General features: G+C 72.1%; 9 protein-coding genes. 8 read left to right on the forward strand and 1 reads right to left on the reverse strand.

Features of this window, described 5'->3' with window-relative positions:
- Positions 1 to 232 precede the first annotated feature (232 nt).
- The 8 genes from ACGFZN_RS02665 (at position 233) to ACGFZN_RS02700 (ending at position 11,507) form a co-directional block, all read left to right on the forward strand.
- On the forward strand, positions 233 to 1,675 hold the full coding sequence (locus tag ACGFZN_RS02665; protein WP_393856621.1) for a sugar transferase: 1,443 nt from the start codon (positions 233 to 235) through the stop codon (positions 1,673 to 1,675).
- Complete coding sequence (locus ACGFZN_RS02670; RefSeq protein WP_393856622.1) at positions 1,675 to 2,754, forward strand: Gfo/Idh/MocA family protein; 1,080 nt, start codon at positions 1,675 to 1,677, stop codon at positions 2,752 to 2,754. Before ACGFZN_RS02665 ends, ACGFZN_RS02670 begins: the two co-directional genes overlap by 1 nt.
- Positions 2,755 to 2,785: 31 nt before the next feature.
- Positions 2,786 to 3,760, forward strand: a complete 975-nt coding sequence (locus tag ACGFZN_RS02675; protein WP_393856623.1) for an NAD-dependent epimerase/dehydratase family protein — start codon at positions 2,786 to 2,788, stop codon at positions 3,758 to 3,760.
- Positions 3,757 to 4,896, forward strand: a complete 1,140-nt coding sequence (locus tag ACGFZN_RS02680; RefSeq protein ID WP_393856624.1) for a DegT/DnrJ/EryC1/StrS family aminotransferase — start codon at positions 3,757 to 3,759, stop codon at positions 4,894 to 4,896. The genes ACGFZN_RS02675 and ACGFZN_RS02680 overlap by 4 nt, the downstream gene beginning before the upstream one ends.
- Positions 4,893 to 5,600, forward strand: a complete 708-nt coding sequence (locus ACGFZN_RS02685) for an acetyltransferase (RefSeq protein WP_393856625.1) — start codon at positions 4,893 to 4,895, stop codon at positions 5,598 to 5,600. Before ACGFZN_RS02680 ends, ACGFZN_RS02685 begins: the two co-directional genes overlap by 4 nt.
- Positions 5,597 to 6,715, forward strand: a complete 1,119-nt coding sequence (locus ACGFZN_RS02690) for a DegT/DnrJ/EryC1/StrS family aminotransferase (RefSeq protein WP_393856626.1) — start codon at positions 5,597 to 5,599, stop codon at positions 6,713 to 6,715. The genes ACGFZN_RS02685 and ACGFZN_RS02690 overlap by 4 nt, the downstream gene beginning before the upstream one ends.
- Positions 6,716 to 6,831: 116 nt before the next feature.
- Positions 6,832 to 10,389 (forward strand): DUF4082 domain-containing protein, encoded by a 3,558-nt coding sequence (locus ACGFZN_RS02695; protein ID WP_393856627.1) that lies wholly within the window; start codon positions 6,832 to 6,834, stop codon positions 10,387 to 10,389.
- Positions 10,390 to 10,460: 71 nt separating this feature from the next.
- Positions 10,461 to 11,507 (forward strand): glycosyltransferase family 2 protein, encoded by a 1,047-nt coding sequence (locus ACGFZN_RS02700; protein WP_393856628.1) that lies wholly within the window; start codon positions 10,461 to 10,463, stop codon positions 11,505 to 11,507.
- Between the two features lie 14 nt (positions 11,508 to 11,521).
- Here the strand turns inward: ACGFZN_RS02700 and ACGFZN_RS02705 are convergent, their stop codons facing one another.
- Positions 11,522 to 12,193: a hypothetical protein gene (locus ACGFZN_RS02705; RefSeq protein WP_393856629.1), complete on the reverse strand. Its 672-nt coding sequence runs from the start codon at positions 12,191 to 12,193 to the stop codon at positions 11,522 to 11,524.

The following is a 12,193-nucleotide window of genomic DNA, read 5'->3' on the forward strand; positions in this document are numbered from 1 at the left end:
GTGCGCTGCTGACGGTACGTCAGCGCGCGTCGTCGTGGACCGGACGCGACACCGGCAGTGACGAACACGCTGGGGGCGTGAGGCGGTTGGGGAACCGCTGAAGACTCCTGCTTTGCGACGCCGCTGTGCTGAGGAGACGCATCGGCGCCGTTCCAGTCCTGGCTGCGGCCGCATGGCCGCGTGCCCGGTTTCGTTCGGTCAGGGGTGTGGCCGAGCATGTGGTGGGGGGTTCATGACCATTGAGGTCACGCATGAGCACCGGGTGGTGGCACACAGACGCCCGGAAGCCCGTCGAAGACGCTGGGAACGCAAGTACCGGTCCATCCTGCTGACGGCGGACGGTCTCACGGCCGTCGCCGCCGCCCTGATCATCCACGGGACGTACGGCCGCTGGGCGGTGGCCCTGGTGCTGCCGCCGATGTGGATCGCGGCCATGCTGGCCCACCGCTCCTACGATCGCAGCGCCCTCGGTGCGGGCACCGAGGAGTACGTGCGGGTCCTGCGCGGCGCCCTCGCGCTGCCGGCGCTGGCCGTGGCCGTGCACTGGCTGTTCACCCGCGATTCCGCACTTCTGCATGACATGATCATGGCAGCTTTACCGGCCGTGGCCCTCGCCCTGCCGGTGCGCTACACGCTGCGCCGCCGGATGCACCGGCGCTGGGCGCGGGGCCGCGACCGCAGCGCCGCCCTCCTGGTGGGACCGGCGCACGGCGTGGCCGAGCTGGTCGCCGTACTGCGGCGCGCGTCCGGAACCGACGACATACAGGTCGCCGGAGTCTGCCTGAGCGATCCGCGGAACGCGCCCGAGATCCGCAGACTGGGCCTGCCCCTGGTCGGCGGCGTCGACGACATGAACGACGTCATCCACGCCCTCGGCATCAGCACCGTGGTGGCCCTGCCGGCGCCCGAGTTCGACGCCGACGTGCTGCGCCGGATGTCCTGGACCGCGGCCGCGCAGGGCGTCGACTTCCTGCTGGCCCCCGTGCTCACCGACGTGTCCGCCTCCCGCCTCGCGGTACGGCCCGTCAACGGGGTGCCGCTGGTGCGGATACAGGCCCCGAAGCTCTCGCCGCTGTCCCGGATGCCCAAGGAACTGCTGGACCGGACGCTCGCCGCGGTCCTCCTTCTCCTCCTCGCGCCGCCCATGCTGCTGATCGCCCTGATCGTCCGGCTGGACAGCACCGGACCGGCGCTGTTCCGGCAACAGCGGGTGGGCCGCTACGGCGACCACTTCACCATGCTGAAGTTCCGCACCATGCGGCCGGATTCGGAGGCCCTGAAGGCGGAACTGGCGCACCTGAACCAGAACAGCGACGGCCTGCTGTTCAAGGTGCGCCAGGACCCGCGGATCACCCGGGTCGGCTCCTTCCTGCGGCGCAGCTCGCTCGACGAACTGCCGCAGCTGCTCAACGTTGTCAAGGGCCACATGTCCCTCGTCGGCCCACGGCCGCCGCTGCCCGAAGAGGTGGAGGCCTACCCGCCCGACATCAGGCGCCGGCTGCTCGTCAAGCCCGGCCTCACCGGACTGTGGCAGGTCAGCGGCCGCTCCGACCTGCCCTGGGACGAGGCGGTCCGCCTCGATCTCGGATACGTGGACAACTGGTCGATGGGCCTCGACCTGTCGATCCTGCTGCGCACCGGGTCCGCGGTGGTGCGCGGAACGGGGGCGTACTGATGGACCGGGAACAGAGCAAGCACGTGACGCTGACCGCGGAGCCGTTGGGGGTCGCCGTCGTCGGAGCCGGCTACTGGGGCCCCAATCTCGTCCGCAACTTCCAGGCCGGGGAGGGGTTCCGGCTGCGCTGGCTGTGCGACCTCGACGCGGACCGGGCCCGGCGGGTCCTCGGCGGCTACTCCACCGTCCAGGCCACCGACGACTACGCGGCCGTCCTCGCCGACCCCGCCGTGCACGCCGTCGCCGTGGCCACCCCCGCCGGAACCCACCTCGACATCGCCCTCGCCGCCCTGCGCGCCGGCAAGCACGTCCTCGTCGAGAAGCCGCTCGCCGCGACCTACGCCGACGGGATGCGCCTGGTCGCCGAGGCCGAGGAGCGCGGGCTCACCCTGATGTGCGACCACACCTACTGCTACACGCCCGCGGTCGGCCGGATCCGGGAGCTGGTCCGCTCCGGCGAACTCGGCGAGATCCACTTCGTCGACTCGGTACGGATCAACCTCGGGCTCGTCCAGAAGGACATCGACGTGCTGTGGGACCTCGCCCCGCACGACCTGTCGATCCTGGACTTCATCCTCCCCGCGGGCGTCGAGCCGGTCGCCGTCGCGGCCCACGGGGCCGACCCGATCGGCGCCGGACAGGCCTGCGTGGCCTATCTGACGCTGCAGCTGAACACGGGGGCCATCGCCCACGTGCACGTCAACTGGCTCTCCCCGACCAAGGTGCGCACCACCATGGTGGGCGGCTCCAAACGCACCCTGCTCTGGGACGACCTCAACCCCCTGCAGCGGGTGTCCGTCTACGACCGGGGCGTCGACCTGGCGGCACCGCAGGAGATCGGCGCCGACGAGCGCCGGGAGATGCTCGTCTCCTACCGCACCGGCGACATGATCGCGCCCGCGATCGGTGAGAAGGAAGCGCTGCGCAGCATGGTCGACGAGTTCGGCGACGCGATCCGGGCGGGCCGGGTGCCGCTCACCGACGGCCGGGCCGGCCTGCGCGTACTGGACATCCTCGAGGCGGCCTCCCGCAGCCTCGAGTTCAAGGGCGCGGTCGTGGGCCTGCGCGCGGCGCGTTGAGCGCCCCCAATCCACCGAGAGGGCAAGCGAGTTGAGCAGCGTACGAGGAAAGAAGATCCTGGTCACCGGGGGAGCGGGCACCATCGGGTCCCATCTCGTCGACCTCCTGGCCGAGGGCGGCGCCCGCGAGATCACCGTGCTCGACACCTTCGTGCGCGGCCGCCGGGCCAATCTCGCCCAGGCCCTGTCCAGCGGTGTCGTGGAGGTCGTCGAGGGCGACATCCGGGACGCCGCCACCGTCCGGAAGGTCACCGAGGGCGCCGACCTGGTGTTCCACCTCGCCGCCCTCCGCATCACCCAGTGCGCGGAGGAACCCCGCCTCGCCAACGAGGTCCTGGTCGACGGCACCTTCAACGTCCTGGAGGCCGCCGCCGACGCCGGAGTGGCCAAGGTGATCGCCTCCTCGTCGGCGTCCGTCTACGGCATGGCCGAGACCTTCCCGACGACCGAGCGCCACCACCCCTACAACAACGACACCTTCTACGGCGCCGCCAAGGCCTTCAACGAGGGCATGCTGCGCAGCTTCCACGCCATGTACGGCCTGGACTACGTGGCCCTGCGCTACTTCAACGTCTACGGCCCCCGGATGGACATCCACGGCCTCTACACCGAGGTGCTCATCCGCTGGATGGAGCGCATCCAGGCGGGCGAGCCGCCGCTGATCCTCGGCGACGGCAGGCAGACCATGGACTTCGTCGACGTCCGCGACATCGCCCGCGCCAACGTGCTGGCCGCCGAGTCGGACCTCACCGACGAGGTGTTCAACATCGCCAGCGGTACGGAGACCTCGCTGAAACAGCTCGCCGAGGGCCTGCTGGAGGCGATGGGCGCGACCGGCCTCGAGCCGGTGCACGGGCCCGCCCGCGCCGTGAACGGGGTGGTCCGGCGACTCGCCGACACCACCCGGGCCGCCGAACGGCTCGGCTTCACGGCCCGCATCGACCTGCGCACGGGCCTGCGCGACCTGGTCGAGTGGTGGCGCGCGGAGCGGGAGGCGGACAAGTGAGCACCGACCGCATCCCGGTGATGATCCCCTGGCTCGGCGAGGAGGAGGCTCAGGCCGCCGCCGACGCCGTACTGTCCGGGTGGGTCGCCCAGGGACCCCGCGTCGCCGCCTTCGAGCGGGCCTTCGCCGAGCGGGTGGGCGCCGAGCACGCCGTCGCCGTCAGCTCCTGCACCACCGCCCTGCACCTGTCGCTGGTCGCGCTCGGCCTCGGCCCCGGCGACGAGGTCGTGGTGCCCTCGCTGTCGTTCATCGCCACCGCCAACGCCGTACGGTACGTCGGCGCCGAACCGGTCTTCGCCGACGTCGGCCTCGCCACCGGCAACCTCACCGCCGCCACCGTGGACGCCGTCCGCACCGCGCGCACCAGGGCCGTCCTCGCCGTCCACCAGGGCGGCGTACCCGCCGACGTGCACGGCCTGCGCGCCGCCTGCGCCGACTGGGACCTGCCCCTGATCGAGGACGCGGCCTGCGCCATCGGCTCCACGGCCGGCGGCAAGCCCGTCGGCCACGGCGCGCTGCTCGCCGCCTGGTCCTTCCACCCGCGCAAGCTCGTCACCACGGGCGAGGGCGGCATGATCACCACCGACGACGCCGACTGGGCGGCCCGTCTGCGCCGGCTGCGCGAGCACGGCATGAACGCCTCGGCGGCGCAGCGCCACGCCAGCGACAAGCCGGTCCTGGAGAGCTACCTGGAAGTCGGCTTCAACTACCGGATGACGGACGTGCAGGCCGCCATCGGCCTGGTCCAGCTCGGCAGGCTCGACGCGATGATCGCCCGCCGCCGCGCACTGGCCGCCCGCTACGCCGCGCTGCTGCACGACGTCCCCGGCCTCACCCCCGTACGCGACCCTGCGCACGGGCAGAGCAACTTCCAGTCCTACTGGGTGCTGCTGGACGAGGACTTCCCCACCGGCCGGGACGACCTGCTCGGCGCGCTCGCCGCGGCCGGCGTCTCCGCCCGGCGCGGCATCATGGCCGCGCACCTCGAACCCGCCTACGCGGGCCATCCCCACGCGCCGCTCCCGGTCACCGAGCGGCTCACCCGCGACTCGCTGATCCTGCCGCTGTTCCACACCATGACCGAGGCCCAGCAGGACCGCGTCGTGGCCGTACTGTGCGAACAGGCCCGAAGATGACCGGACTTGTGATCATCGGCGCGGGCGGATTCGCCCGGGAGACCGCACAGGCCGTACGCGACGCGGGCGGGTTCACACTGCTCGGCCACCTCGACGACGACCCCGCACTGCACGGCAAAGAGGTGGACGGCGTGCCCGTCCTCGGCGGCTGCGACATGGTCCACGACCTGCCCGGCGCCCAGGCGGTCGTCTGCGTGGGCAACCCCCGGGACTACGCGGCCCGCGCCCGGCTGGTCCGCAGGCTCGGCCTGCCCGCGGACCGGTACGCCACCGTGATCCACCCGACGGCCGCCGTGTCGGCCAGCTCCCGGATCGGCCCCGGCTCGGTGCTGCTCGCGCACTGCGCGCTGACCGCCGCCGTACAGGTGGGCGCGCATGTCGCGGTGATGCCGCACGTCGTCCTCACGCACGACGACGTGGTCGGGGACCACACCACGCTCGCCTCCGGAGTCCGGCTTGGCGGAGGAGCGCGACTGGAGCCGGGCGCCTACGTCGGCTCCGGCGCCCTGATCAGGGAGGGCACCACGATCGGCGCCTGGTCGCTGATCGGGATGGGCAGCACCGTGCTCGGCGACGTGCCGCCGGGCGAGGTCTGGGCGGGCAGCCCGGCCCGGCGGCTGCGCGCGGCGGACGCGTCCGCGCTCGACGAACACGCGAGGCGCACAGGGCCCGCGCCGCGACCAGTGGGGGGACCGCTGACATGAACCAGATTCCGCTTGTCGACCTCAAGGCCGCCCACGAGGAGGTCGCCGACGAGGTACGGGCCGGGTTCGAACGCGTCCTTGCGGGCACCGCGTTCGTCGGCGGCGACGAGGTCCGCCGCTTCGAGCGCGCATACGCCGACTTCGGCGGCGTCGCGCACTGCGTGGGTGTCGCCAACGGCACCGACGCCGTCGAACTCGCCCTGCGGGCGAGCGGGGTGGGTCCCGGCGACGAGGTCGTCGTACCGGCCAACACCTTCATCGCCACCGCCGGCGCGGTGGCCAGGATCGGCGCCCGCCCGGTCCTCGCGGACTGCCTGCCCGGCACCCACCTCCTCGACCCGCAGGCCGCACTGGACGCGGTCGGCCCGGCCACCCGAGCCGTCGTACCCGTCCACCTCTACGGGCAGATGGCCGACGTGACGGCACTGCGCGCCCAACTCCCCAGCCACGTACGGCTGATCGAGGACGCCGCCCAGTGCCAGGGCGCCACCCGCGACGGCCGGACGCCGGGCAGCGGCGGGATCGCGGCCACCAGTTTCTACCCGGGCAAGAACCTGGGCGCCTACGGCGACGCGGGCGCCGTGCTCACCGACGACGAGGAACGGGCAGGCCTGGTGCGCGCGATCGCCAACCACGGCGGCACCGCCAAGTACCGCCACGACGTGCCCGGCTTCAACAGCCGGCTGGACGGACTGCAGGCCGTCGTGCTGCGGGCCAAACTGGCCCGGCTCGCGGACAGCAACGCGGCCCGGCGCGCGGCGGCGGCCCGCTACGACACGCTGCTCGCGCGGCTGTCCGCGGCCGGCCGGGTCGTCCTCCCGGCGACCGCGCCGGGCAACGTCCACGTATGGCACCTGTACGTCGTCCAGGTCGTCGGCGCCGACCGCGACGACGTCGTCGGCAAGCTCAACGCGGAGGGCATCGGCGCGGGCGTGCACTACCCCGCGCCGGTCCACCTGACGCCCGCCTACCGCCACCTCGGGTACGGCCCCGGCGACTTCCCGAACGCCGAGAAGGCGGCGGAACGGATCCTGTCCCTGCCGCTGTACCCGCAGATCACCCCCGACCAGCAGCAGCGCGTCGTGGACGCCCTCACCGACGCGCTCGCGGGCTGACCGGCCCCGGTTCCCACGCTTCACCCGGCGCCTCACGGGCCGGTCCTGCACAGCACCGCTGAGAGGTACTCATGAACAGATGGAGCAGACGGATCCGGGGCCTGCGCCTCGCCGTCGTGGCAGCACTCGTATGGGCGGTGCTCCCGCAGGCCGTGACAGCCCAGGCGGCCTCCGACCCGTGCGGGGCGGGCTCGAACCCGATCGTCTGCGAGAACTCCAGGCCGGGCAGCCCCATGTCCGACTGGTTCGCCCCCAACGCCTACGGTGGCATCAAGGGCTTCTCCACCAAGGAGAGCGTCCAGGCCGGCGACACCGTGCAGTTCAAGGTGCAGTCGCCGGTCGCCTACCACATCGAGATCTACCGGCTCGGCTGGTACGGCGGCGACGGCGCGCGCGAGATCTCGACCGCGGCCCAGGCGGCGGTCACCTACCCGGCCAACTTCACCACCAAGCCCGCCGGTTGCACCACCAAGAGCAGCACCGGGCTGGTCGACTGCGGCAACTGGCCTGTCACCGCGACCTGGACGGTGCCCAGCGACGCCGTGTCCGGCCTGTACATCGCCAACCTCACGCAGAACGACAACGACGGCGTGATGCCGTACCCCTTCGTCGTCCGCAACGACGCCAGCACCTCCGGGCTGGTCGTGCAGACCAGCGACCAGACCTGGCAGGCCTACAACGACTACGGCGGCCAGGACCTGTACGGAGGCGGCGGCCCCGCCCCGGACGGCCGCGCCTACGAGGTCAGCTACAACCGGCCCCTGGACATCGGCGGCGACAACGGCATCTACGGCTCCGAGTACATGATGCTGTCCTGGCTGGAGCGCAACGGCTACGACGTCAGCTACCTGTCCGGCGTGGACGTCTCCTCGGCGAACGGCGCCACGCTGCTGAAGAAGCACAAGGTGTACATGTCCTCCGGCCACGACGAGTACTGGACGCAGAGCCAGTACTCCAACGTCCTCGCCGCCCGCAAGGCCGGCGTCCGGGAGGCCTTCTTCAGCGGCAACGAGGTGTTCTGGAAGACGCGGCTGGCCCCGAGCATCGACGGCACGAACACGGCGGACCGCACCCTGGTCTGCTACAAGATGACCAAGATGGCCCAGAACAACGGCATCGCCGACCCCAGCGGAGTCTGGACCGGCACCTGGATGGACCCGGCCAGCACCCAGTACGGCCAGACCTACCAGCCGCCGAACATCCTCACCGGCTCGATGTTCCAGGTGAACGGCTACCGCAGCGACGCGATCACCGTCCCCGGCTCGTACGGCAGGAACCGGATCTGGCGCAACACCTCCATCGCCGGTCTCACCGCCGGCCAGACCGCCACGTTCCCGACGGGCACCCTCGGCTACGAGTGGGACAGCGACATCGACAACAGCACCCGGCCCGCCGGGGCGATCGACGTCTCCTCCACCACGGTGGACATCGAGGACGGCAAGCTCCGCACGGACTGGGGCAACATCTACGGCAACGGCACGGCGACCCACAACCTCGTCGAGTTCCGCGACCAGGACTCCGGAGCCCTGGTGTTCGGCTCGGGGACCGTGCAGTGGTCGTGGGGCCTGACCAACGTGCCCACCAGCGATCCCGCGAACGCGGTGGTCACCGAGGACTCCCGGATGCAGCAGGCGACGATGAACGTCCTCGCCGACATGGGCGTCCAGCCGGCGACCCGGCAGAGCAACCTCGTCGCCGCCTCCGCCTCCACCGACACCACGGGACCGGCCGTGACCGTGACCAGCCCGGCCTCCGGGGTGACCGTCCCGGCCCTGAAACCTGTCACGATCAAGGGCACCGCCACCGACTCCGGCGGCGGCGTGGTGGCCCGCGTCGAGGTCTCCACGGACGGCGGAACCACCTGGAAGGCCGCCACCGGCCTGACGTCCTGGAGCTACAGCTGGACCCCCACCACCCCCGGCCCGGCGTCGGTCGAGGTCCGCGCGGTCGACGACAGCGTCAACATCGGCGCCGTCACCACCGTCCCGCTGACCGTCGGCCCCCAGGCCTGCCCGTGCACCGTCTGGCCGGCCTCCGCCGTGCCCGGCACCGTCAACGCGGGCGACGGCGGCTCGGTCGAGCTCGGCGTCAAGTTCCGCACCACGGTGCCCGGTTCGATCACCGGTGTGCGCTTCTACAAGTCGCCCGCCAACACCGGCACCCACACCGGCAGCCTGTGGACCGCCTCCGGCACCCGCCTGGCCACCGGCACCTTCACCAACGAGACCTCCTCCGGCTGGCAGCAGCTGAACTTCGCCACGCCGGTGCCCGTCAAGGCCAACGCCACCTACGTCGCCTCGTACTTCGCCCCCAACGGCGGATATTCCTACGACGGTGGCTACTTCGGCAACGGCGACGCCGGCCTGGCCCCGCTCACGGCGCTGAAGTCCGGCACCGACGGCGGCAACGGCGTCTACCACTACGGCTCCAGCAGCGCCTTCCCGTCCTCGCAGTCCTCCGGCAGCAACTACTGGGTCGACGTGGTGCTGGACACCTCCACGGCCAGCACGACCCCGCCCACCGTCAGCTCCACCTCGCCGACGTCCGGGGCCACCGGCGTGTCGATCACCGCGCCGATGTCGGCCGTCTTCAGCTCCGCCGTCGACGCCGACAGCCTGACCTTCACCCTGAAGGGCCCGGACGGCAGCACCGTCCCGGGCAGCACGACGCTTCCGGTGTCGAACAAGGCGACCTTCACGCCGTCGACGGAACTGGACCTGAACACCCGGTACACCGCCTCCGTCCAGGCCACCGACCTGTGGGGCAACACCATGGCGGACCCGGTGACCTGGTCCTTCACCACCAGCTCCACCCCGCCCGCGGTGACCTGCCCCTGCGGCCTGTGGAACTCCGGCACCCTGCCGGCGACCACCGACATGACCGGCGACCCCAACTCCGTCGAGCTGGGCACCCGGTTCACGTCGTCGGCGGACGGCTGGGTCACCGGTGTCACCTTCTACAAGGGCACCGGCAACACCGGCACCCACACCGGAAGCCTGTGGACCGACGACGGCACCCTGCTCGCCGCCGGCACCTTCACCAACGAGACGGCCTCCGGCTGGCAGACGCTGACCTTCGCCACCCCGGTGGCGATCACCGCCGGCACCCCGTACGTGGTCTCCTACCACGCGCCGAACGGCAACTACGCGGTCGACGGAGGCTACTTCGCGGCGGCCCACCAGTCCTACCCGCTCACCGCCACCGCCGACACCACCGCCCATCACAACGGGCTCTACAAGTACGGTGCCGACCCCGCCTTCCCGACCGGTTCCTACGGCTCCGCGAACTACTGGGTGGGGCCCGTCTTCACCGCCGACAACCCGAGCGCGTCCCTGTCGACGGCCACCGCGTCGGAGGTGACCGCCTCCTCGGTGGCGCACACCGCCGACGCGGCCAGCCCCCTCGTCATGACCGTACCGGGCAGGACGGCGGTGTCGTCCGTCACGGCGACCGTGACCGTCCTGAAGGGCACCAAGGCCGCGAAGAAGCTCCACGTCATGGCCGTCGTCTCCTACGACCGGGCCGGCCACAAGGCGTCCGTCCACCTGTCCGCCCCCCTGCCGGACGGCACCCGGTTCAAGATCATCGTCACGGCCCGGGACAAGCACCGGCACCCGGTGAAGTCCCACAGCTGGACGCTGACCGGCAAGACCGTCCGCAAGAAGAAGAACTGACCCACCACAGCGCACCGGTGGCGGCCTGCGCCCGACGCGGAGGCCGCCACCGGGGATTGGCCTCGCCACCGATGAGCACCGTCAGTGTTGTGATCCCCTGCTACAAGTACGGCCATTTCCTCGCCGACTGCGTCAGCAGCGTCCTGGACGAGCAGGACGGCGTCGACGTCCGGGTGCTCATCATCGACGACGCCTCGCCCGACGACTCCGCGGAGACCGCGCACAAACTCGCCGCAGCCGACCCCAGGATCGAGGTCCGGGTCCACCAGGCCAACAAGGGCCACATCGCCACCTACAACGAGGGGCTCCTGGAGTGGGCCGACGGCGACTACGTCGCCCTGCTCTCCGCCGACGACCGGCTGGTCCCGGGCGCCCTGGTCCGCGCCGCCGCGCTCCTCGACGCCCACCCCGAGGCGGGGTTCGCCTACGGGCGTCCCCTGCGCTTCCGGCACGGCGGCCCCCTGCCCAGGGCCCGCACCCGGAGCACCGGTGCGGTCGTCTACCCCGGGCAGTGGTGGCTGGAACGGCGCTTCAGGGAAGGCACCGGCTGCATCACCTCACCGGAGGTGGTCGTCCGCACCAGCCTGCAGCGCACGGTCGGCGGCTACGACCCGAAGCTGCCGCACGCCGGCGACATCGAGATGTGGATGCGGCTCGCCGCACACGCCGACGTCGGCTACGTACGCGGCGCCGACCAGGCCTTCTACCGAGTCCACGGCAAGAACATGTCCACCACGGACTTCGGTGGCCAACTGGACGACCTGCGCCAGCGCCTGGTCGCCTTCGACTCGGTGCTCGCCAAATGCGCCGACCGGCTGCCCCAGGCCGACCGCCTCGCCGAACAGGTCCACACCCGGCTCGCCCGCCACGCGCTGCGCCGGGCGTACCGGGCCTACGACCGGGGGCGCACCGCCGTCGTACCGGTCGACGAATGCGTCGCGTTCGCCGAGCGGTGCCTTCCGGAGTACCGGAAGCTGCCCGAGTACCGCGCCCTGCGGCTGCGCAGACGGATCGGCCCGAAGGCCATGCCGTACCTGCAGCCGCTGGTGTGGTCGGCCGTGGCCGAGCGCGGCCGGGAGTGGCTGTGGTGGGAGTCCTGGAAGCGCCGCGGCATCTGATGCGCGGAAGGAACTCAGCCCACCGCCGCGACCTCGTCGCCATGGCGCCGCGGCTCCGGGGGGCCCGCCGTCCCGCGCCGGCGCCGCAGCAGGTACCGGTCGCACCACAGCGCGCCCAGGATCCCGGCCGTCGCGCCCAGCAGACCCGTGCCGGCCAGCGCACGGGACCTCGTGCCCTGCACCGGAGCCGCGCTCGGCGCCACCAGGACCGACGCGCTGATCCGCGCCGCGGGCGCGATGCCCTGCGCGTCCTGCAACCGCGCCACGTGCCGGGAGTAGGCGTCGACGACCCGCTGCACCGCCGTGTCGGCCTCGACGGCGCCACCGCGCTGCGCCTGGACCTGCACCGAGGGGATCAGATAGCGCGGCGTCGCGCTGGTGCCGCTGTTGCGCGGGACGAGCTGGTACGGCCCGTGCACGCCGGCGGCGTCCAGCTCCCTGCGCCCGGCGGGCGACTGGAGCTGCTGGATGACGCCGTACGACAGCGTGGCCAGCGGCGGCTGGAGGTTCGTCAGCTGGTTCGGCTGGGAGCCGGTCACCGGCGGTTTGAGGACGACCACCGCCGAACTCAGATAGCGCGGCGCCGGGTGCAGCACCTTGTAGGCTCCGGCGGCCGTCAGCAGGAGCGCGAGCAGCAGCACGTACCAGCGGCGGAGCAGCGCTTCGGCGACGTCACGAGGCGACAC

Source organism: Streptomyces sp. NPDC048192 (genome assembly GCF_043202415.1).
In the GTDB taxonomy this organism is placed as follows: domain Bacteria; phylum Actinomycetota; class Actinomycetes; order Streptomycetales; family Streptomycetaceae; genus Streptomyces.